This window comes from Mycobacterium avium subsp. avium (assembly GCF_009741445.1).
GTDB lineage: Bacteria > Actinomycetota > Actinomycetes > Mycobacteriales > Mycobacteriaceae > Mycobacterium > Mycobacterium avium.
The window spans coordinates 270,857-291,280 of record NZ_CP046507.1; the positions used below are offsets into that span (position 1 = coordinate 270,857).

At 71.4% G+C, this 20,424-nt stretch carries 21 protein-coding genes and 1 pseudogene; 11 read left to right on the top strand and 11 right to left on the bottom strand.

What is annotated here, in order from left to right:
• The first annotated feature begins 159 nt into the window (after positions 1–159).
• A complete protein-coding gene (locus MAA44156_RS23480) occupies positions 160–1,206 on the top strand; it encodes an Erp protein (RefSeq protein WP_011723403.1) in 1,047 nt (348 codons plus the stop codon).
• A 134-nt stretch (positions 1,207–1,340) separates the two neighbouring features.
• Positions 1,341–2,969 (top strand): LGFP repeat-containing protein, encoded by a 1,629-nt coding sequence (locus MAA44156_RS01345; RefSeq protein ID WP_009974444.1) that lies wholly within the window; start codon positions 1,341–1,343, stop codon positions 2,967–2,969.
• A gap of 26 nt (positions 2,970–2,995) precedes the next feature.
• Here the strand turns inward: MAA44156_RS01345 and MAA44156_RS01350 are convergent, their stop codons facing one another.
• From MAA44156_RS01350 to MAA44156_RS01365, 4 genes are read right to left on the bottom strand one after another with little or no spacing between them, the layout of a single operon-like run.
• Positions 2,996–3,811, bottom strand: coding sequence for a Cof-type HAD-IIB family hydrolase (locus MAA44156_RS01350; protein WP_009974443.1), 816 nt, complete (start codon positions 3,809–3,811; stop codon positions 2,996–2,998).
• A 28-nt stretch (positions 3,812–3,839) separates the two neighbouring features.
• Positions 3,840–4,625 carry a lysophospholipid acyltransferase family protein gene (locus tag MAA44156_RS01355; protein ID WP_009974442.1) on the bottom strand — a complete coding sequence of 262 codons (786 nt, stop codon included), beginning with the start codon at positions 4,623–4,625 and terminating at the stop codon, positions 3,840–3,842.
• Positions 4,626–4,638: 13 nt separating this feature from the next.
• A complete protein-coding gene (locus MAA44156_RS01360) occupies positions 4,639–5,418 on the bottom strand; it encodes a lysophospholipid acyltransferase family protein (protein WP_011723400.1) in 780 nt (259 codons plus the stop codon).
• 6 nt (positions 5,419–5,424) lie between these two features.
• Entirely contained in the window at positions 5,425–6,192 is a 768-nt protein-coding gene (locus tag MAA44156_RS01365; RefSeq protein ID WP_003872315.1) for a lysophospholipid acyltransferase family protein, read from the bottom strand.
• Positions 6,193–6,422: 230 nt separating this feature from the next.
• On the opposite strand from MAA44156_RS01365, the gene MAA44156_RS01370 reads away from it, so the two are divergent.
• Together MAA44156_RS01370 and MAA44156_RS01375 are read left to right on the top strand one after the other, a co-directional pair.
• Positions 6,423–7,961 (top strand): MBL fold metallo-hydrolase, encoded by a 1,539-nt coding sequence (locus MAA44156_RS01370; protein ID WP_009974439.1) that lies wholly within the window; start codon positions 6,423–6,425, stop codon positions 7,959–7,961.
• Entirely contained in the window at positions 7,958–8,293 is a 336-nt protein-coding gene (locus tag MAA44156_RS01375; RefSeq protein ID WP_003872312.1) for a hypothetical protein, read from the top strand. The genes MAA44156_RS01370 and MAA44156_RS01375 overlap by 4 nt, the downstream gene beginning before the upstream one ends.
• Position 8,294: 1 nt before the next feature.
• Here MAA44156_RS01375 and MAA44156_RS01380 read toward each other — a convergent pair whose 3' ends face one another.
• Together MAA44156_RS01380 and MAA44156_RS01385 are read right to left on the bottom strand one after the other, a co-directional pair.
• Complete coding sequence (locus MAA44156_RS01380) at positions 8,295–9,869, bottom strand: phytoene desaturase family protein (RefSeq protein ID WP_009974437.1); 1,575 nt, start codon at positions 9,867–9,869, stop codon at positions 8,295–8,297.
• 48 nt (positions 9,870–9,917) lie between these two features.
• Positions 9,918–10,556: a TetR/AcrR family transcriptional regulator gene (locus MAA44156_RS01385; protein WP_003872310.1), complete on the bottom strand. Its 639-nt coding sequence runs from the start codon at positions 10,554–10,556 to the stop codon at positions 9,918–9,920.
• A 69-nt stretch (positions 10,557–10,625) separates the two neighbouring features.
• On the opposite strand from MAA44156_RS01385, the gene MAA44156_RS01390 reads away from it, so the two are divergent.
• Positions 10,626–11,111, top strand: a complete 486-nt coding sequence (locus tag MAA44156_RS01390; protein WP_003872309.1) for a DUF2834 domain-containing protein — start codon at positions 10,626–10,628, stop codon at positions 11,109–11,111.
• Here MAA44156_RS01390 and MAA44156_RS01395 read toward each other — a convergent pair.
• Positions 11,108–11,680: a class I SAM-dependent methyltransferase gene (locus MAA44156_RS01395; RefSeq protein WP_009974436.1), complete on the bottom strand. Its 573-nt coding sequence runs from the start codon at positions 11,678–11,680 to the stop codon at positions 11,108–11,110. The two genes, MAA44156_RS01390 and MAA44156_RS01395, sit on opposite strands and share 4 nt — an antisense overlap.
• Positions 11,681–11,758: 78 nt before the next feature.
• Between MAA44156_RS01395 and MAA44156_RS01400 the strand changes: the two are divergent.
• A pseudogene (locus tag MAA44156_RS01400) lies at positions 11,759–12,548 on the top strand (AraC family transcriptional regulator); the annotation flags it as partial.
• Here the strand turns inward: MAA44156_RS01400 and serS are convergent.
• Positions 12,505–13,782: a serine--tRNA ligase gene (serS, locus tag MAA44156_RS01405; protein WP_009974433.1), complete on the bottom strand. Its 1,278-nt coding sequence runs from the start codon at positions 13,780–13,782 to the stop codon at positions 12,505–12,507. The pseudogene MAA44156_RS01400 and the gene serS sit on opposite strands and share 44 nt — an antisense overlap.
• A 109-nt stretch (positions 13,783–13,891) precedes the next feature.
• On the opposite strand from serS, the gene MAA44156_RS01410 reads away from it, so the two are divergent.
• The 3 genes from MAA44156_RS01410 to MAA44156_RS01420 are packed head-to-tail and all read left to right on the top strand — an operon-like array spanning position 13,892 to position 15,834.
• A complete protein-coding gene (locus MAA44156_RS01410) occupies positions 13,892–15,238 on the top strand; it encodes a septum formation family protein (protein WP_011723395.1) in 1,347 nt (448 codons plus the stop codon).
• 5 nt (positions 15,239–15,243) lie between these two features.
• The gene (locus tag MAA44156_RS01415; protein ID WP_009974429.1) at positions 15,244–15,588 is read left to right on the top strand and encodes a metallopeptidase family protein; all 345 of its coding nucleotides are present in this window, start codon (positions 15,244–15,246) and stop codon (positions 15,586–15,588) included.
• A gap of 54 nt (positions 15,589–15,642) precedes the next feature.
• A complete protein-coding gene (locus MAA44156_RS01420; protein WP_003872302.1) occupies positions 15,643–15,834 on the top strand; it encodes a hypothetical protein in 192 nt (63 codons plus the stop codon).
• 9 nt (positions 15,835–15,843) lie between these two features.
• On the opposite strand, the gene MAA44156_RS01425 is transcribed toward MAA44156_RS01420, so the two are convergent.
• Complete coding sequence (locus MAA44156_RS01425; protein WP_003872301.1) at positions 15,844–16,539, bottom strand: histidine phosphatase family protein; 696 nt, start codon at positions 16,537–16,539, stop codon at positions 15,844–15,846.
• Positions 16,536–17,483 carry a prephenate dehydratase gene (gene pheA, locus MAA44156_RS01430; protein ID WP_003872300.1) on the bottom strand — a complete coding sequence of 316 codons (948 nt, stop codon included), beginning with the start codon at positions 17,481–17,483 and terminating at the stop codon, positions 16,536–16,538. Before pheA ends, MAA44156_RS01425 begins: the two co-directional genes overlap by 4 nt.
• 90 nt (positions 17,484–17,573) lie before the next feature.
• Here pheA and MAA44156_RS01435 point away from each other — a divergent pair, with 90 nt between their 5' ends.
• Together MAA44156_RS01435 and MAA44156_RS01440 are read left to right on the top strand one after the other, a co-directional pair.
• Complete coding sequence (locus MAA44156_RS01435; RefSeq protein ID WP_009974426.1) at positions 17,574–18,368, top strand: DUF2470 domain-containing protein; 795 nt, start codon at positions 17,574–17,576, stop codon at positions 18,366–18,368.
• Between the two features lie 287 nt (positions 18,369–18,655).
• On the top strand, positions 18,656–19,609 hold the full coding sequence (locus tag MAA44156_RS01440; RefSeq protein WP_009974425.1) for an LCP family protein: 954 nt from the start codon (positions 18,656–18,658) through the stop codon (positions 19,607–19,609).
• Here the strand turns inward: MAA44156_RS01440 and MAA44156_RS01445 are convergent.
• Positions 19,606–20,424: a glycerophosphodiester phosphodiesterase gene (locus MAA44156_RS01445; protein WP_009974423.1), complete on the bottom strand. Its 819-nt coding sequence runs from the start codon at positions 20,422–20,424 to the stop codon at positions 19,606–19,608. The two genes, MAA44156_RS01440 and MAA44156_RS01445, sit on opposite strands and share 4 nt — an antisense overlap.

A 20,424-nucleotide genomic window follows, 5' to 3' on the forward strand; every position in this document is an offset into this window, starting at 1 on the left:
GGCCCGGCGATCACAGTCCTGGTCGCAATTGCCTCACGATTCAATATCACCACTCTAGTAACAGGATTCCCACTCGTACCATCGACTGTGTGTGATTCCTGCCAGACAGCATCGGCGGGGCGCGCCGACACAACACATAGTCAGATAGAGGAGACTTCCGTGCCGAACCGACGCCGACGCAAGCTTTCGACAGCCATGAGCGCGGTCGCCGCCCTGGCAGTGGCGAGTCCTTGCGCATACTTCCTTGTCTACGAATCGACGGCCGGCAACAAGGCGCCCGAGCACCATGAGTTCAAGCAGGCCGCGGTAATGAGCGATCTGCCGGGCGAGCTGATGGGTGCGCTGTCGCAGGGCCTGTCGCAGTTTGGGATCAACCTGCCCCCGGTGCCCGCCCTGAGCGGCGGCGCCACCAGCACTCCCGGTCTGGCCAGCCCCGGCCTGGGTAGCCCCGGCCTGGGTAGCCCCGGCCTGGGCACGCCCGGCCTGGGAACGCCGGGCCTGACCAATCCCGGTCTGACGAGCCCCGGTGCGACCAGTCCCGGCCTGACCAGTCCCGGCCTGACCAGTCCTGGTTTGACCAGCCCCGGTCTGACCAGCCCGGGTGCGGCGCCGACGACGCCCGGGCTCACCGCGCCCGGCGCGCTGCCGACCACGCCGGGCGGCGGGGTCGCCACCCCCGGCGCCGGGCTCAACCCCGCGCTGTCCAACCCCGGGCTGACCAGCCCGGCCGGGACGGCGCCGGGGCTGGGCAGCCCGACCGTGGCGCCGAGTGAGGTGCCGATCGACTCCGGGGCCGGCCTGGACCCGGGCGCCGGTGGCACGTACCCGATCCTGGGCGACCCGTCGACCTTCGGTAACGCCTCGCCGATCGGCGGCGGTGGCACCGGTCTGGGCGGCGGCTCGAGCTCGGGTGGCAGCGGCGGCCTGGTCAACGACGTGATGCAAGCCGCCAACCAGCTCGGCGCGGGTCAGGCGATCGACCTGCTCAAGGGCCTGGTGATGCCGGCGATCACGCAGGGCATGCACGGCGGCGCGGCCGCGGGTGCTTTGCCCGGTGCGGCCGGCGCCCTGCCCGGTGCGGCCGGCGCCCTGCCGGGTGCGGCGGGTGCGCTGCCGGGCGCGGCCGGTGCGCTGCCGGCCGCAGCGGGCGCCGCGGGTGCGTTGCCGGCGGCCGCCGGCGCCGCGCCGGCACTGCCCCCGGTCTAGACCCTTTCCAAACCATCCACCAGACGGCACCGCAGAGGGTTCTGCGGTGCCGTCGATTTTTGCCGCGGATTTCGGCGTCGCTCAACGTCGTGTCGTCTCATAGATAACATCAGAATCACACGTAACATCGGCTGGTGTCCCGCAGTCGCGCGCCAACGACGCTGCTCACCGCCATCGCGGCGACGGTCGTCCTCGTCTCGTGGGTGGGCGACGCCACCCGGGACCGCGGCGCCGCCGGCGCGCCACCGGCCCGCGGCACCCAGCTCACCGAGCAGCCGCTGATCGGGCTGGGGGCCGGCGTCACGGTTCGCGAGATCAGCCAGCAGACGCCGTTTTCCCTGGTCGCCCTGACCGGTGACCTTGCCGGCACGTCGACGAGGGTGCGCGCCCGGCGTCGCGACGGTTCCTGGGGGCCCTGGTATCAGACCGAGTACGAAACCGCCGCGCCCGACCCCGGCCACGCCGGCGGGGCAACCGAGGGGCCGCGCGGGACGGACCCGGTCTTCGTCGGCATCACCACCACCGTGCAGATCGCGGTCACCCGCCCGCTCGACGCGCCGGCGACCCAGCCGCCCCCGCGCCCGGCCGACGACCTGGGCTACAGGCCGGCCTCGCGGGAGCAACCGTTCGGGCAGAACATCTCGGCCGTGCTCATCTCGCCGCCGCAAGCGCCGTCCGAAACGCATTGGACGCCCCCGTCCGGGGTGGTGATGCCCGGGCAGGCGCCACCGATCATCAGCCGGGCCGAGTGGGGCGCCGACGAATCGCTGCGCTGCGGAAGTCCGCAGTACGACAACGGGATTCGCGCCGCAGTCGTGCACCACACCGCGGGCAGCAACGACTACTCGCCGCTGGAATCGGCCGGCATCGTCAAGGCCATCTACACCTACCACAGCAAGACGCTGGGCTGGTGCGACATCGCCTACAACGCGCTGGTCGACAAGTACGGCCAGGTGTTCGAGGGCAGCGCCGGGGGCCTCACCAAGGCGGTCGAGGCGTTCCACACCGGCGGGTTCAACCGCAACACTTGGGGCGTGGCGATGATCGGCAACTTCGACGACGTGCCGCCGACGCCGGTGCAGTTGCGCGCCGTGGGCCGGCTGCTCGGCTGGCGCCTGGGCATGGACGGCGTCGACCCCAAGGGCACCGTGCAACTGGAGTCCGCCGGCAGCCACTACACCACCTACGCGGCCGGCACCGTCGCCACGCTGCCGACCATCTTCACCCACCGCGACGTGGGCAACACCGACTGCCCGGGCAACGCGGCCTACGCGCTGATGGACGAGATACGGGATATCGCAGCGCATGTCAACGATCCGCCGGAAGAGCTGATCAAGGCGCTGCAGGGTGGGGCGATCTACGCGCACTGGCAGGAGATCGGCGGGATGAACAGCGTGCTGGGGGCGCCGACCGCGCCGGAGGACAGCGCGGCGGACGACGCCCGCTTCGTCACCTTCGTCCGGGGCGCGATGTACTGGTCGCCGCAGACCGGCGCCCAGCCGGTCACCGGCGCGATCTACGACGCCTGGGGCTCACAGAGCTACGAGCGCGGCCCGCTCGGCCTGCCCACCAGCGCGGAAATCCAAGAGCCGCTGCAGATTACCCAGAACTTCCAGCACGGCACGCTGAACTACGAGCGGCTGACCGGTAACGTGACCGAGGTGCTGGACGGGATCACCACCCCGCTGGCCACCCAATTGCCAAGCGGCCCAACGGTTCCGGCCGAACACTTCTCGCTGCCGACCCACCCGGCGGCGACGTAGCGAGGCGCTAAGGCCGCTGCCCCCCGCTAAAGCCACCAGCGTTCCAGCACCCGGCCCACGCCGTCGTCGTTGTTGGCGGCGGTGATCTCGTCGGCGGCGGCCTGCACCTCGGGATGGGCATTGCCCATCGCCACGCCGTGGCCCGCCCAGCGCAGCATCGGCAGATCGTTGGGCATGTCGCCGAACGCCACCACCTCCTCGCGGGCGATCTCCAGCGGCCGGGCGATCTCTTCGATGCCGGTGGCCTTGCTGATCCCCAGCGGCACGATCTCGACCAGGCCGTTGTCCGTCGAGTAGGTGATGTCACCCTCGAGGCCGACGTGCTTGGCCAGCTCGGCGGCTATGTCGGAGCTGCGCGCCCCGGCCCGGTGAATCAGCAGCTTGATCGCCGGGGCGCTGAGCAGGTCCTCGATCGACACCTCGGTGTTGTCCGGATTCAGCCAGGCGTGCTCGTAACCCGGCGAGCTGATGAACTGCGGCGTCGCCGTGTCGTGGGCGCGTTCCCCGATCCGCTCGACGGCCAGCCCCGCCCCCGGGATGACCCGCGTGGCCAGCTCGGCCAGCTCGGCCAGGGTGTCGACGTCCAGCGTGCGGGCGGACAGCACCCGGTCGTTCGCCGGGTCGTAGATCACCGCGCCGTTGGCGCACACCGCGATCGGCGCGAAGCCCAGCGCGTCGACCACCGGGCGGATCCACCGCGGCGGGCGGCCTGTGGCCACCACGAACCGCGCGCCGCCGGCCACCGCGGCGCGGACCGCGGCCCGGGTGCGAGGGGTGATCCGCTCGTCGTCGTCGAACAGGGTGCCGTCGACGTCGCAGGCGATGAGCCGCGGCAGCGTCATCGAAACCGCCCGCCTCGCCGGCCGGCGCTCAATGCAGTCCGCTCTGGCGCTGTCCCGGCCGGGTGACGCCGTCGGTGCCGTACTTGCGCATCCGCTCCTGCAGCTCGGAGAGCCGCAGCGCCCGGGAGTCCTCCTGGGTGGGCGCGCCGCCGCCCAGCCGCCGCGGCACCCAGAACTCGTCCTTGGGGTGCGGGTACTCCTCCTGCACCCGGTACAGCAGGGCGTTCATCGCCTCCCGCAGCGCCGCGTTGAGCTGCTCGGGGGTGCCCCGCGGCGGCAGCGGCCGCCCGGCCGCCACGGTGATCGGCACCTTGTTGCGGAACACCTTCTTCGGGTGGTCCTTCGGCCAGATCCGGTGGGCGCCCCACACGATGATCGGGACGATGGGCACCTGCGCGGCCAGCGCCATGCGCGCCGCGCCGGTCTTGAACTCGCGCAGTTCGAAGCTGCGGCTGATGGTGGCCTCGGGATGCATGCCGATCAGCTCACCCTCGCGCATGCGCTGCACGGCCACGTCGAACGCGTCGTGTCCCGACCTGCGGTCCACCGGGATCAGCCGGGCGTGCTTGATGACGTAATTGACCGCCTTCACGTCGGCCATCTCGGCCTTGATCATGAAGTAGGCGCGGCGGTGCCGCTCCCGCACCGCCATCAGCGTCGGCAGCCAGTCCAGGTAGCTGGTGTGGTTCTGGGCGAGCAGGGCGCCGCCGTGGGCGGGAATGTTCTCCAAACCCTGGTAGGTGAACTTGGTTCCCTGCATCGCGACCAGCGGCGGAACAACCCACTCCCCCAGCCGGTAGAACCCCTCGGCCATCTCTTCTCCTTCGCTACCGGCCCGGACGCCCGGCCCGGTTCGCGGCCTTCTTCGCCGCTGCTGCGGCCGCTCGGGCCGCCGCCTCGTCTGCCTCCATCCGGGCCGCCTCCGCCGGCGTCGGCGCCGTGCCGCCCAGCCGGCGCGGCACCCAGTACGCCCCGGGCTGCATCGGGTAATGCTGCTGCGCCTGGTGCAGCAGCGTGGTCATCGCGTCGCGCAGCGCGGCGTCGGTCTGCGCGATGTCCTCGCGCGCCCGCAACGGCGCGCCTACCTGCACGGTGATCGGTATCTTGGCCCGGCCCAGTGTACGTGGATGGTCCTTGGTCCAGATCCGGTGCGCGCCCCAGACGATCAGCGGGATGATCGGCACGTCGGCGTCGATGGCCATCCGGGCCGCGCCGGTCTTGAACTCCTTGAGCTCGAAGCTGCGGCTGATGGTGGCCTCCGGGTAGACGCCCACCAACTCGCCCTCGCGCAGCCGCTGCACGGCCACCGCGTAGGCGCCGGCGCCGGCGCCGCGGTCCACCGGAATGGTGCGGGTGTGCTTGATCAGGAAGTTGACCACCTTCACCTGCTGCATCTCGGCCTTGATCATGAACCGCAGGCGTCGCCCCCGGCGATGCACGGCCAGCCCGGCGGGCAGGAAGTCGACGTAGCTGGTGTGGTTGATCGCCACCACGGCGCCGCCGCGCTCGGGGATGTTCTCCTCACCGTGGTAGGTGATCTCGGTGCCGGTGGCCTTCACCGCCAGCACAGCCAGGAGCTCGAGGGCGCGGAAGGTCGGCTCCACCATCGATCACTACTCCGGCGCCCCTGCGGACTGTCCCCGGCGCGCCGCCCGCGCGGCCGCCTCCTCGGCGTCCAACCGGGCCGCTTCGGCCAGCGACGGGGCGCCGCCGCCCAGCCGGTGCGGCACCCAGAACTCCCCGGCCGGGTGGGGGCCGTACATCTCCTGCGCGCGTTCCAGCAGGTGCTGCATCCGCGAGTGCAGCAGCCCCTTGAGCTCCTCGACGCCCAGGGTCGGCTGGATGGGCTCGCCGACCAGCACGATGATCGGCACCTTGGGCCGCCACAGCTTCTTGGGGTGGTCCTTGGTCCAGATGCGCTGGGCGCCCCAGACGATGTGCGGGACGATCGGCACCCCGGCCTCGACGGCCATCCGGGCCGCACCGGACTTGAACTCCTTGATCTCGAAGCTGCGGCTGATGGTGGCCTCGGGGTAAACCCCGACCAGCTCGCCGTCTTTGAGGTTGCGCACCGCCGCCTCGTAGGAGGCGGCCCCGTCCTGGCGGTTCACCGAGATGTGGCGCAGGCTGCGCATGATGGGCCCGGTGATCTTGTGGTCGAAGACCTCCTGCTTGGCCATGAACCGCACCTTGCGGCCAAGGCCCTGCTTGTAGGCGGGCAGACCCGCGAAGGTGAAGTCCAGGTAGCCGGTGTGGTTGATGGCGATGACGGCACCGCCGCTCTTCGGCAGGTTCTCCACGCCCGTGATCGTGATCTTCAGGCCCTGGACGCGCCAGATCAGGCGGGCAAGCTGTATGACAGTCCCGTACACCGGTTCCACAGCCGTCCAGCCTAGTGCGCCGGACCGTGAGCCGCCTCAAGCGCCGGAAAGAGCCGACCGCTGACTTGCCGTCCGTGCGGGTCGATCAGCTGGGCGGCGTCGAGCCCGACGGCTTCTACCGGCGGTTGTGGCAGGCCGACGACGAGGACCGGGACGTCGCCGCGCGCTAGGCTCGGGGGCGCAGACGCCGTACACCCCTCGGCAGGCCCGACGTCCCCCGGAAGGTATTTGTGCAGGTCACCAGCGTAGGCCACGCCGGATTTCTGATCCGGACCCAGGCGGGCAGCATCCTGTGCGACCCCTGGGTCAATCCCGCCTACTTCGCGTCCTGGTTCCCGTTCCCGGACAACAGCACCCTGGACTGGGACCAGCTGGGCGATTGCGACTACCTCTACGTGTCGCACCTGCACAAGGACCACTTCGACGCGAAGAACCTGGCCGAGCACGTCAACAAGGACGCGGTGGTGCTGCTGCCGGAGTTTCCGGTGCCGGATCTGCGAAACGCGTTGCAGGAGCTCGGGTTTCACCGGTTCTTCGAGACGGCCGACTCGGTCAAGCACCGGGTCGGCGGCCTCGACGTGATGATCATCGCCCTGCGCGCCCCCGCCGACGGCCCGATCGGCGATTCGGCGCTGGTCGTATCCGACGGCAGCACAACGCTTTTCAACATGAACGACGCCCGGCCGGTGGAACTCGACGTGCTGGCGTCCGAATTCGGGCACATCGACGTGCACCTGCTGCAGTACTCCGGGGCCATCTGGTATCCGATGGTCTACGACATGCCGGCCCGCGCCAAGGAGTCGTTCGGCATCCAGAAGCGGCAGCGCCAGATGGACCGCGCCCGCCAGTACCTCGCCCAGGTGGGGGCGACGTGGGTGGTGCCCTCGGCCGGGCCGCCCTGCTTCTTGGATCCGGAGTTGCGCCACCTCAACGACGACCACGGCGACCCGGCCAACATCTTCCCCGACCAGATGGTGTTTTTGGAGCAGATGCGCGCCCACGGGCAAGGCGGCGGCCTGCTGATGATCCCCGGCTCGACCGCCGACTTCAGCGGATCCACCCTGAACTCGCTGCATCATCCGCTGCCCACCGCCGAGGTGGAGGCCATCTTCACCACCGGCAAGGCCGACTACATCGCCGCCTACGCCGAGCGGATGGCGCCGGTGATCGCCGCGGAGCGGGCCGGGTGGGCGCCGGCCACCGGGGAGCCGCTGCTGGAGCCGCTGCGCGCCCTGTTCGAACCGGTCATGTCGCAAAGCGACGAGATCTGCGACGGCATCGGCTACCCGGTGGAGCTGGTGCTCGGGCCCGAGCGGGTGATCCTGGATTTCCCGAAACGCACGGTGCGAGAACCGATTCCGGACGAGAAGGTCCGCTACGGCTTTACCATAGCACCGGAGCTGGTGCGCACCGTGCTGCGCGATCGGGAGCCGGACTGGGTCAACACCATCTTCCTGTCCACCCGGTTCAAGGCCTGGCGCGTCGGCGGCTACAACGAATACCTGTACACCTTCTTCAAATGCCTGACCGACGAACGAATCGCCTACGCCGACGGCTGGTTCGCCGAAACCCACGACAACTCGGCGTCGATCACGTTGGACGGCTGGCAGATTCAGCGCCGCTGCCCCCACCTGAAGGCCGATCTTTCGAAATTCGGTGTGGTAGAGGGCAACACGTTGACCTGCAACCTGCACGGGTGGCAGTGGCGGCTGGACGACGGGCGCTGCCTGACCGCGAAGGGGCACCAGCTGCGGAGTTCGCGGGCGTGAACGAGACCTACGACGACGGCCTGGTCCAGTTGGACCGGGCGGCGATCACGTTGCGCCGCTACCATTTTCCGTCGGGCACGTCCAAGGTGATCGCGCTGGACGCGATCCGCGGGTATAAAGCCGAGCCGCTGGGCATCTTCATGCACCGGTTCCGGGTCTGGGGCAGCTCAGATCTGCGCCGCTGGCTTCCGCTGGACATCGGCCGGCCGTTCAAGTCGACGTTGATCACGCTGGACGTGCCGGGCACCCGGCCCGCCCCGGCCTTCACGCCGGCGCGGCCCGACGAGTTCACCGCCCTGCTGGACGAATTGCTCGCCCGGCGCGGCTCCTGACTCAGCCGCTGCGGTCGGTCAGTGCCTGCCGCGCCGCGTTGTAGCCGGGGATGAAGGTGATGCCCGGACCGCCGTGGCAGCCCGCGCTGCCCAGATACAGGCCCTCGATCGGGATCGGCTGGCCGAGGAAGCCGCGCGGACCGGGCCGGTTGGGCCCGACCTGGTTCGCGTTCAGCAGGCCGTGGCAGTAGTCGCCGCCGGGGGCGCCGAACATGACGCCCATGTGCCGGGGCGTGAAGGTGGTGTGCCGGATGATGCTGTCCTCGAAATTCGGTGCCAGCCGGGTGATCTTGTCGATCACCCGTTGCCCCATCTCGATTTTCGCCTGGCCGTAGTCCACCTCGCCCTCGATCGGGAACCACAACGCGAACGCCGACGCGGCGTGCTTGCCCTCCGGCGCCAGGCCGGGATCGTTCTGTGAGGGGATCTGCAGCACGACGGTCGGGTCGGCCGGAACGACGCCGCGCCGGGCCTGCTCCCACTGCTGCTGCACCTCCTCGGGCGTGCAGAACAGGCCGATCGAGGCCTGCATGGCCGGCTCGTTGAGCACCTGGTACGGCGCGGCGAACACCGGCGCCTCCTGCAGCGCGAAATGCATCTGCAGGTAGCTGCCGCGGTGGTCGATGCGCGCATAGCGCGCCCGCAGGTCGGCGGGCAGCGCGGCCGGATCGAGCAGCTCGTTGAGCGTGACGTCCGGCGCGATGCCGGAGACGACGATCGGGGCGCTCAGCGTCTCGCCCGACTCGGTGCGCACCCCGGTCACCCGTCCCCCGGACCCGGCGTGCTCGACCAGGATCTCGGTCACCTTGGTGCGCAACCGAAGTTCGCCGCCGTGGCGCTCCAGCACGTCGCACAGGTGCGAGGTAAGCGCGCCGATGCCGCCGCGCAGCTTCTTCATCTGCATGGTGTCGCCGTCCGGCACGCCGAGGCCGAACGCCAGCGCCGCGGCGCTGCCCGGGGTGGCCGGGCCGCGATAGAGCGTGTTGACGGCCAGCACGGTCATCGAGCCGCGCAGGGCGCCGTGCTTCTCGCGGTCGGGCAGGTAGCGGTCCAGGATGTCGGTGACCGACCCGAACAGCATGTCGTCGATCGCCGAGCGCTCGAATTCGTTTGTGGCGCAGGCATACATCTCGTCGAGACTCTTGGGCGGCGTGCCGGCCTCGAACCGGCCCAGCGCGCGGGTCGGGGCCTGGGCCCACGCCATCAGGCCGGCCATCCCGTTGACGGCGTCGGCCCCGTGCACCTCGTTGAGGTGGGTGAACAGCTTGACCGGGTCGCTGTATTGGACCAGCGGATCGTCCCCGACACCGCGCACCGCCACCGACATCACGTCCAAATCGATCGTCGGGATGGTGTCCAGGCCCAGCTCGTCGACCACCGCCTGCGAGGTCGGAAACTGCACCGACCCGGCGATCTCGAACCGGTAGCCGTCGAAAAGCTCGACGGTGGAGGCCATCCCGCCGGCGTAGAGCTTGGCGTCCAGGCACAGGGTGCGCAGCCCGGCCTTCTGCAGCAGCACCGCGGCGGTCAGCCCGTTGTGGCCCGCGCCGATGACGATCGCGTCGTAGTCATTCATGTCCCGACCTCCGCAAGGAGGCTCGCACGACGCCCCAAGTTTTGTCAATTATGACGAAACTTGGGGCGCGGTGGCGGTGCTCCAGGAGTCGGTGATCCCCGCGCGCAGCGACTCCAGCGCCGCGTGACACAGCCGCGCGAGTTCGCCGAGCGATCGTTCGTCGCCGACCATCCACACCTCCATCGCGCCGAACACCGCGGCCGCGATGCAGCGCGCGGTCACCGCGGCGCGCACCCGCTGGTCGGCCGTCGGCGCGCCGGCGCCGCGGCCGCGCCGTTGTAGTTGCGCCGCAATGGCTTCGGCGAAGTCGGCCTGCACGTCGCGGATGTGGCGGACGATGCGGCCCGGGTCGAGCTCCTCGTGGCGCAGCGCGGCGATCTTGGTCACCGCATCCACGTCGTAGGGGAAGGAGAAGATGGCGGCCTGCACCGAGTCGATGATCGGCTCGTCGGCCGGGCGGGCGTCCAGCGCGGCCCGAAACCAGTGCAGCCCGGTGTAATCGGCGAACAGCAGATCGTGCTTGGAGCGGAAGTGGCGGTAGAACGTGCGCAGCGACACCCCGGCGTCGGCGGCGATCTGTTCGGCCGAGGTGTCCTCCACGCCCTGGGCCAAAAATCGCACCAGCGCGGCCTGGCGCAACGCCTCCCGGGTGCGCTCGCTGCGCGCCGTCTGCGCCGGCCTGACCATGGCAGTAAGGTACCAAGAAACCTTTTGACAATATTGACAAAACTTTACGGCCGGGGTGAGACTGCGCGCATGGTCTCGCTTCTCGTGCACGCAGTTCTCGGGTTCTCCGTCATCGCCTGGATCGTCGCCTCGAACGCGAAGGTGTTCGCCCGCCCGGCCGGCGGTCCGCTGTTCTCGCCGATGGAGGTCGTGTACTACCTCGTCGGCATCGCCTCGGTCGCGCTCGGCTGGTACTTCAACATCACCTTCGTGCAGCAGTATTCGCACGGATCGACCAACCCGCTGTGGGGCGAGCACGGCAGCTGGGCCGAATACATCCGGCTGATGTTCACCAACCCGGCCGCCAGCTCGGCCAGCCAGGACTACACGATCGCGAACGTGGTGCTGCTGCCGCTGTTCACCATCGTGGACGGCTACCGCCGCGGGTTGCGCCGGCCCTGGCTGTACTTCGTGTCCAGCCTGTTCACCAGCTTCGCGTTCGCGTTCGCCTTCTACTTCGCGACGATGGAACGCCAGCGCCGGCACGAGCAGGCCCGCGAGACGGTGCCCGCCTAGTCGATCGGTTTGACGGCCCGCCAGCGCTGCCGGCCGCCCCGGGCGTCGGCGTGGATGTCGGCGAAGCCCGCGGCCGCCAGCCGGCCCGGCAGGTCCTTCGGCGCGATCGGGTTGTAGGTGTCGGCGACGTGCAGCAGGCGAAACACCCACGACGGCACGCCGTCGCTGCCGGCGAACGTCCCACCGGGTTGCAGCACCCGCAACGCCTCGGCGAACAGCTGGTCCTGCAACTGCGGGCTGGGCACGTGGTGCAGCATGGTGAAGCACACCACCGAGGTGAAATGGTTTGCGGGCAAACCTGTTTCGGTGCCGCTGGCCTGGATGACGCGGGCCCGGTCGCCGTAGCGGCGCTGCAGCCGATCGGCCATCACCGGGTCGAGCTCGACCGCGGTCAGCGAGGCGGTGCGATCCAGCAGGGCGCTCAGCGTCGCACCGTAGCCGGGGCCGATTTCCAAAGTGCGGGAACCCAATTCGACACCGTCCAGCGCCCAGGGCAGCAGCTCGTCGGCCACCTCCTTCGCCCAGCCGGCCGAGCTGCACCGGTGCCGGTGCAAGAGATTCATCGCCATCGCGATCACGCCTTTCTGTCGGTCGATCTCGACGTTAGGCGGACGCAATGCTGCGGGCTTCCGATATCCTGCCTCGATATGTCGGAAATCGGCCAGCACGGGCTGGCGACCTCGGCGCAGACGCTGCCGCCGGGAGCGCGGATCGCACGGCACCGGCATCCGCTGCACCAGATCGTGTATCCGTCCACGGGCGCGGTGTCGGTGACCACGCCGGCGGGGACCTGGATCACCCCGGCTAACCGTGCCATCTGGATCCCGGCGGGCTGCTGGCACGAGCACAAGTTCCACGGCCACACCAACTTTCACGGCGTCGCGCTGGACCCCGCCCGCTACCGCCGCGGCCCGGCCGCCCCCGCGGTGCTGGCGGTCACTCCGCTGATGCGCGAGCTGATCATCGCGTGTTCGCGGGCGCGGGACACCGACGCCGGCGCGCACCACCGGATGCTGGCGGTGCTGCACGACCAGTTGCAGGCCACCAGCGTCGCCGAACCGCTGTGGATTCCCACCGCCGTGGACGGCCGGCTGCGCGCCGCCTGCGCGCTGATCGCCGACAACCTGCGCGAGCCGTTGACGCTGCGCCAGATCGGCGAGCGCATCGGGGTCGGCCAGCGCACCCTGAGCCGGCTGTTCCGCGACGAGCTGGCCATGACGTTCCCGCAGTGGCGCACCCAGGTCCGCCTGCAACACGCCCTGGTGCTGCTGGCCGAGCGGCGCGACGTCACCTCGGTGGCGGCCGAATGCGGTTGGGCCACACCGAGTGCGTTCATCGACACCTACCGGCGCGCGTTCGGGCACACCCCGGGCCGGCTCGCCCCCCGCCCGTCCTAACCGCGCGGGCCGACGGGCTCGAGCAGCTCGGTGCCGACGAACGGCACCAGCGCCTCGGGAACCCGCACGCTGCCGTCGGGCCGTTGGTGGTTTTCCAGGATCGCCACCAGCCAGCGGGTGGTGCCCAGCGTGCCGTTCAGCGTGGCCGCGATCTGCGGCTTGCCCTTGGCGTCCCCGCCGTCGCGGTAGCGGGTGGACAGCCGGCGCGCCTGGAAGGTGGTGCAGTTCGACGTCGACGTCAGCTCGCGGTAGGTCTGCTGGGTGGGCACCCACGCCTCGCAGTCGAACTTGCGCGCCGCCGACGAGCCGAGATCGCCCGCGGCCACGTCGATCACCCGGTAGGGCACCTCGATGCGGGCCAGCATCTCGCGCTGCCAGCCCAGCAGCCGCTGGTGTTCGGCCTCGGCGTCGGCAGGCGTGCAGTAGACGAAGCCCTCGACCTTGTCGAACTGGTGCACCCGGATGACGCCGCGGGTGTCCTTGCCGTAGCTGCCGGCCTCGCGGCGAAAGCACGACGACCAGCCCGCGTAGCGCAGCGGGCCGGCGGACAGGTCCAGGATCTCGTCGGCGTGGTAGCCGGCCAGCGGCACCTCGGAGGTGCCCACCAGATAGAGGTCGTCGGCCTCGATCCGGTAGACCTCCTCGGCGTGCGCGCCCAGGAATCCGGTGCCGGCCATCACCTCCGGGCGCACCAGCACCGGCGGGATCATCGGCACGAAGCCGTTCTCGACGGCCAGCCGCAGCGCCAGCTGCAGCAGGCCGAGCTGCAGCAGCGCGCCCTTGCCGGTCAGGAAGTAGAACCGCGAACCGGACACCTTGGCCCCGCGGGCCATGTCGATCAGGCCCAGCGACTCGCCCAGTTCCAGGTGGTCGCGGGGGTTTTCCAGCGCCGTTGGCTCCCCGACGACGTCCAGCACGGCGAAGTCGTCCTCGCCGCCGGCGGGGACGCCGTCGATGACGACGTTCGAGATGGCCAGGTGCGCGGCGGTGAACGCCGCCTCGGCCTCGGCCTGGGCGGTTTCGGCGGCCTTGACCTGCTCGGCCAGCTCCTTGGCGCGGGCCAGCAGGGCCGGGCGCTGCTCGGGCGAGGCGGCGCCGACGCTCTTGCTGGCCGACTTCTGTTCGGCGCGCAGCGTGTCGGCGGTCGAGATGGCGGCCCGGCGGGCGGCGTCGGCGGCCAGCAGGGCGTCCACCAGCGACGGGTCTTCGCCGCGGCTTTGTTGGGAGCGGCGCACGGCGTCGGGGTCTTCCCGGAGCAGCTTCAGGTCGATCACGGCCCGAAGCCTACTTTCACCCGGTCCGGCCGACCGGCGCAGCACCCCGCGGGGGCCTCAGGACTCACATCAGTAACTTTTGTAACGGCGCTGCGGCGCTGCTGTCAGAATGGAGCCGATGTCGCAAGCGCCCGAGAAGGACCTTCCGGAAGCCGGGGAAGCCCCCGCGGTCGAGACGACCGCCGCCTCGGCCTTCCTGTGGCCGCGCAGCCTGCAGGCCCGCGCGACCCGGCGCGCGCTGCTGCTGACCGCGCTCGGCGGCCTGCTGATCGCCGGGCTGGTCACCGCGATCCCGGTCGGCGGCGGCACCGGGTCCGGCCGGCTGCTGGACGCCAGTCCGGTGCGCAGCACCGGCGCCAAGAGCGACGCCGCCTTCAACCGGGCCGCCAGCGGGGAATGCCTGATGTGGCCCGACACCACCCCGGAGTCGGCGAAGATCGTCAACTGCGGCGACGACCACAAGTTCGAGGTCGCCGAATCCATCGACATGCGCACCTTCCCCGGCTCGGAGTACGGGCCCAACGCCGCGCCACCGACCCCGGCCCGCATCCAGCAGATCACCCAGGAGCAGTGCGAGGCCGCCGTCCGCAACTACCTGGGCCCCAAGTTCGACCCGAACAGCAAGTTCACCGTCAGCCTGCTGTGGCCCGGCGACCGGGCCTGGCGCCAGGGTGGGGATCGCCGCATGCTGTGCGGCCTGCAACTGCCCGGCGCGAACAACCAGCAGCAGGTGTTCAAGGGCAAGGTCGCCGACGTCGACCAGTCCAAGATCTGGCCGACCGGCACCTGCCTGGGCATCGACTCGGCGACCAACCAGCCCACCGATGTGCCGGTGGACTGCGCGGCCCCGCACGCGATGGAGGTGACCGGCACGGTCAACCTGGCCGAGAAGTTCCCCGGCGCGCTGCCCGCCGAGCCGGACCAGGACGCCTTCATCAAGGACTCTTGCACCAAGATGACCGACGCGTACCTGGCGCCGGTCAAGCTGCGCACCACCACGCTGACGCTGATCTACCCCACCGTGCCGCTGGCCAGCTGGACGGCCGGCAGCCGCGAGGTGGCCTGCAGCATCGGCGCGACGCTGGGCAACGGCGGCTGGGCCACGCTGCTGAACAGCGCCAAGGGGCAGCTGCTGATCAACGGCCAGCCCCCGGTGCCGCCGCCCGACATTCCCGAGGAGCGGCTGTCGATGCCGCCCATCCCGTTGCAGGCTCCGGCGCAGTCGCCGTCGACCCAGTCCGGCTCCGCCGCCGCCCCGGAGATGCCGCCGAACAACCAGCACCTGCCCGGCCAGCAGCCGGTGGTGACCCAGCCCCCGCAGGCCCCGCCGCCGCCGGTCGACAACGGCGCCCCGCCCCCGGCCAACCCGGCACCCGAGGCCCCGCCCGCGGCGCCCCCTCCGCCTCCCCCGCCCGCGCCAGAGGCCCCGCCGGGCGGGCCCCCGCCGGCAGGCTAGCCGCCGTGCCCGTGCGGATGGATCCGCAGCGGTTCGACGAACTGGTCTCCGACGCCCTCGACCTGATCCCGCCCGAGCTGGCCGCGGCCATGGACAACGTCGTCGTCCTGGTCGACGACCGCCACCCCGAGGAGCCCGACCTGCTCGGGCTGTACGAGGGCGTGGCGCTGACCGAACGCGACTACTCCGGCGCGCTGCCGGACGCCATCACCATCTACCGGGCGGCGCTGCTGGACGTGTGCGAATCCGAGCAGCAGGTGATCGAGGAGGTCGCGGTCACGGTGATCCACGAGATCGCCCACCACTTCGGCATCGACGACGAGCGGCTGCATCAGTTGGGTTGGGCCTGACACCCCGGGCGCGGCATCCCGGATTTGTCGGCCCGCGGTGCTATGAACTCACCTATGAGCACAGACTGCCGCGACTGCCGGGCAGGCTTGGATCACTGTCACGGCACCATCATTCGCCATGCGTTGCACCGGTCCGAATGCACCGAGCCGGACTGCTTCACGCCCGAATTGATGCCGCACGCCTTCGTCATCGACTGCGACGCAGTCGGTTGCGCCTGCACCGAAGTCATCGCGCTCGCCGTCTGATCGGCGGGCTCAGCCCATCGGGTCGGTGGTGGAGCGCACCGCGTCGGCCACCGGGGTGGCGGGGATCTCGGCGGCCTCGGGGTAGAACGGCGGCGTCAGCGTGCCCCAGCGCACACAGCTCCACCGCCCGTCGGTGATCGGAGTCAGCGCCACCGACTGGGCGTTGTCGAGGTGATGGTCCAGCGCGAAGTCGGCCTCGACGCCGGCGAGCACGGCGGCCGCCAGCCGGATCGCCGCGCCGTGGCTGACGACCACGATGTCGCCGTGGAAATCGTGGTCGTCCAGGTAGCGCAGCCGCAGCTCGGTGAGCACCGGCAGGTAGCGGTCCAGCACCTCGCTGCCGGTTTCGCCGCCGGGCAGCGGCACCTCGAGCTCGCCGCGGTGCCACCGCTCGTAGATGGCGTTGAACTCCGCGACCGCCTCGTCGTCGTTGCGGTTTTCCAGCCGCCCGACCTGCACCTCGTGGATGCCGCCCAGCTCGACGGGCGGCAGCGCAAGCTGCCCGCCGATCACCGCCGCGGTCTGCGAGGCCCGGGTGGCCACCGAGTGCGCGAGCATGGCCGGCCGGCCCGACCGGCGGGCGAACTCGCGGGCCTGGTCGCGGCCCAGCGGCGTGAGCTCGGCGCCGGGCGGCCGGGTGTCGAGGCGGCGCTCGACGTTTCCGTACGACTGGCCGTGCCGCACCAGGATCAACCGGCCGCTCACCGCCGCGACTCCCCGGGGGGTTCGGGTTTGCCGTCCCGCACCGCCGCCAGCCAGCGCACCGCTTCCTCCGTCGACGGCGGCAGCGCCCCCGCAGGGGTGCCGGTGGGCCACGAACCCAGGTAGCGCACGTCGGCACAGCGGCGGTGCAGCGCCTTGAGCGCCTCGGCGACGGGTTCGTCGTCGATGTGGCCCACGCAATCGGCGAAGAACCGGTAGATGCCCAAACCCGTTCTGGTGGGCCGGGATTCGATGCGGGTCAGGTCGATGCCGCGGATGCCGAACTCGGCGAGCGCGGCCAGCAGGGCGCCCGGCGCGTTGTCGATGCGCAGCACCACCGAGGTCCGGTCGGCGCCGGTGCGGGCCGGCGGCGGCGCGGGCGGCCCGACCAGGACGAAGCGGGTGCGGGCGTTGGGTTCGTCGACGACGCCGTCGGCCAGGGTGTCCAACCCCCAGCGGGCGGCGGCCAGCGGGGAGGTCACCGCGGCGTCGGCGCGCCCCTCGGCCACCTGCTGGGCGGCGTCGGCGTTGGAATAGGCCGGGCGCAGCTGCGCGCCGGCCAGGTTGGCGGCCACCCACTGGCGCACCTGGGCGGCGGCCACCCCGATGGCCGCCAGGGTCCGCACGTCGGCGGCGGACAGTCCCGGCTTGACCACGATGCTGAACGCCACGTCCAGCGTCGTCTCCGCGAACACCTGCAGCGGCGAGCCGATCGCGAGGCTGTCCAGGGTGGGCGTCACCGAGCCGTCGATGGAGTTCTCGATCGGCACGCACGCGTAGTCGGCGGCGCCGTCGCGCACCGCGTCCAGCGCCGCGGGCGTGCCGTCGACCGGCGTGGGCCGCACACCGTCCGCCCCCTGTCCGGGGACCAGGCCGGCGGCGGTGATCTGCCGCAGCGCCGCCTCGGTGAAGGTCCCTTCCGGACCGAGGTAAGCGATGCGGGCCACGGACCCAACCCTAGCGGCGGGCCGGCGGGAAGACTCTTGCCACGCCACACGCGGTAAGTTAACTTAGGCTTACCTAAGCAAAGGAGAATCGTGTTACCGCAGACCTGCCCCGCCCCGTCCACTGCCGAACGGATCCGCAGCGCGTGCGTCCGCGCCGGCGGCGCGCTGCTGGCGATCGAACACGACGACCCGGTTCCCACGCCCGTCCATCACCTCATCGGCGCCGGCCCGTTTGCCGGCTCCTTCGCGCTGGCGCTGCCGGTCGCGCGGGAACACCGGCTGCGGCCCGTCGCGGGGGCGCCGGCGCTGCTCGAGCTGACCGACTACGCGCCGCTGCCGCTGCGCGAGCCGGTCCGGTCGCTAGTCTGGGTGCGCGGGCGGCTGCGCGAGGTCGACCCGGCGCAGATCCTCGAAACGCTCGACGTCATCGCCGCCGAATGCCCCAACCCCGCCCTGCTGAACGTCGACACCCCGCGCCGCGCGGACGGGACGGAGCCGCGGTATGTGCTGCGGCGGCTGGAGATCGCGTCCGTGGTGGTCACCGACGCGACCGGCGCCGAGCCGGTCGACGTGGCGGATCTGCTCGCGGCCAGGCCCGACCCGTTCTGCGCGCTCGAGTCCGACCTGCTGTGGCATCTGGACACCGCCCACGGCGACGTGGTGTCCCGGCTGGTGTCCCGGCTGCCCGCGCCGTTACGGCGCGGGCAGGTGCGACCCCTGGGCCTGGACCGTTACGGGGTGCGGTTCCGGGTCGAGGGCAACGACCGCGACCACGACGTGCGACTGCCCTTCCACAAACCGGTGGACGACATGACCGGGCTGAGCCAGGCCATCCGGGTGCTGATGGGCTGCCCGTTCATCAACGGGTTGCGGGCCCGCGGCTGACCCGGACGGCGTCGTCTGCGCGCGGGGCGGCCCCAGCCACGTAGGTTGGCCGGGTGAACGGCGACTTCCCCCCGCGGGGCCGGCGGCCGGGCCGTCAGGGCCCGCCGCGTCAACCCGGGCCCGAGCCGTCTCCGGTGATCCCCCGGCCCGGCGGTCCGGCGCCCTCGCCGCACGCGCCCACCCAGCCGCTGCACCGGCCCCCGCCCGCCCCACCCGCACGGCCCGCGCCACCCGCATCAGCCATAGGCCCGGCACGCCCCCGGCGCAAGCGCCGCTGGGTCCGGGCGGTGGCCTCGGCCCTGCTGGTGGTGCTGCTGCTGGCCGGCGTCGGCCTGGGCGCCGGGGTGGCCTGGTTCGACACCAAGCTGCACCGCGAGCCGGTGCTCGCCGACTACCCGGGCCGGCCCGAGCCGGGCCGCGGCAGCAACTGGCTGATCGTCGGCTCGGACAGCCGCCAGGGTCTGAGCGCCGAGCAGCAACAGCAGCTGGCCACCGGCGGTGACATCGGCGACGGCCGCACCGACACCATCCTGCTGGTCCACCTTCCCGGGGTGGGGTCCGGCGTGGCGCCGACGATGGTGTCGATACCGCGCGACTCCTACGTGCCGATCCCCGAGCACGGCAAGGACAAGATCAACGCCGCGTTCGCCATGGGCGGGGCGACGCTGCTGGTCCGCACGGTGGAGCAGGCCACCGGGCTGCGCATCGCGCACTACGCCGAGATCGGGTTCGGCGGGTTCGCCGCCCTGGTGGATGCGCTGGGCGGGGTGAGGGTGTGCCCGCAGGCGCCGATGCACGACCCGCTGGCCGGCCTCGACCTGCCGGCCGGCTGCCAGACGCTGGACGGCCGCAACGCGCTGGGCTACGTGCGCAGCCGCGACACCCCGCGCGCCGATCTGGACCGGATGGTCAATCAACGGCAGTTCGTCGCGGCGCTGCTGCACCGTGCGGCCAGCCCCGCGGTCTGGCTCAACCCGTGGCGCTGGTACGCGGCGCCGCGCGCGGTCGCCGACTCGCTGACCGTGGACCGCGCCGACCACGCCTGGGACCTGGCCCGGCTCGGCTGGGCGCTGCACGGCTCCCCCGCCACGGTGACGGTCCCGATCGGCGAGTTCACCAGCGGCGACGCCGGCTCGGTGGTGGTGTGGGACCACGCGCGGGCGGCCCGGCTGTTCGACGCGTTGTCCTCCGACGGGCAGCTGCCGGCGGGCAGCACGGACGAACAGCAGCCGTCGAGCTAGCCGTTGCCGTCGCGGTGGCCCTGCAGCCACGCCTTGGTGCGGCCCGGGTGGTGTGTGGCCAGCCAGGCCACGCCGACGTCGCGGCAGAAGTCGATGTCCTGGTAGTCGTCGACGTTCCAGCAGTAGACCGCCCGGCCCTGCGCGATGGCGCGGTCGGCGAGCTGCGGATACTCCCTCAGCGTCGGCAGCGACGGCCCCACCGCGGTCGCCCCGACCGCCGTCGGCGCCCCGCTGATCAGATAGCGGGCGGTCTTGCCGAGCAGCACGGTGGGCAGCAGCGGCGCGGCCCGCCGGATCCGCCACACCGCCGACGCCGAAAACGACATCACCACCGCGCGGGACCGGTCGGCGGAGGCGGGCGCGGCGATGCCGAACCGGTGCAGCAGCGCCAGCAGCTTGGTCTCCACCAGCGAGCCGTACCGGACCGGGTGCTTGGTCTCGATGAACAGCTTCACCGGCCGGCGCCAATCCAGCACCAGCGACACCAGCGCGTCCAGCGTCAGCAAACTGGTGTCGCCGTGCGCGCCGTCCTCGCGCCAACTGTCGTGCCAGGCCCCGTACTCGAGCTCACGCAGCTGCGCCAGCGTCATCGTGCTGACCAACCCGGCCCCCGTCGAGGTCCGGTCCAGCCGGCGGTCGTGCACGCACACCAGGTGGCCGTCGCGGGTCAGCCGCACGTCGCATTCCACGCCGTCGGCGCCCTCCTTGAGGGCGAGGTCGTAGGCGGCCAGGGTGTGTTCGGGCCGGGCGGCCGACGCGCCGCGGTGGGCAACGACAAAGGGATGCCCGGCGAGCACCTCGTCGGCCCACGTCAT

Excerpts from the sequence above, each read along its gene's own strand:
- MAA44156_RS01410 (WP_011723395.1), top strand. The coding sequence starts at position 13,892 with ATGGAGCCGATGTCGCAAGCGCCCGAGAAGGACCTTCCGGAAGCCGGG.
- MAA44156_RS01355 (WP_009974442.1), bottom strand. The coding sequence starts at position 4,625 with ATGGCCGAGGGGTTCTACCGGCTGGGGGAGTGGGTTGTTCCGCCGCTG.
- MAA44156_RS01380 (WP_009974437.1), bottom strand. The coding sequence starts at position 9,869 with ATGAATGACTACGACGCGATCGTCATCGGCGCGGGCCACAACGGGCTG.
- MAA44156_RS01445 (WP_009974423.1), bottom strand. The coding sequence starts at position 20,424 with ATGACGTGGGCCGACGAGGTGCTCGCCGGGCATCCCTTTGTCGTTGCC.
- MAA44156_RS01350 (WP_009974443.1), bottom strand. The coding sequence starts at position 3,811 with ATGACGCTGCCGCGGCTCATCGCCTGCGACGTCGACGGCACCCTGTTC.
- MAA44156_RS01420 (WP_003872302.1), top strand. The coding sequence starts at position 15,643 with ATGAGCACAGACTGCCGCGACTGCCGGGCAGGCTTGGATCACTGTCAC.
- MAA44156_RS01385 (WP_003872310.1), bottom strand. The coding sequence starts at position 10,556 with ATGGTCAGGCCGGCGCAGACGGCGCGCAGCGAGCGCACCCGGGAGGCG.
- MAA44156_RS01360 (WP_011723400.1), bottom strand. The coding sequence starts at position 5,418 with ATGGTGGAGCCGACCTTCCGCGCCCTCGAGCTCCTGGCTGTGCTGGCG.
- MAA44156_RS01390 (WP_003872309.1), top strand. The coding sequence starts at position 10,626 with ATGGTCTCGCTTCTCGTGCACGCAGTTCTCGGGTTCTCCGTCATCGCC.
- MAA44156_RS01395 (WP_009974436.1), bottom strand. The coding sequence starts at position 11,680 with ATGGCGATGAATCTCTTGCACCGGCACCGGTGCAGCTCGGCCGGCTGG.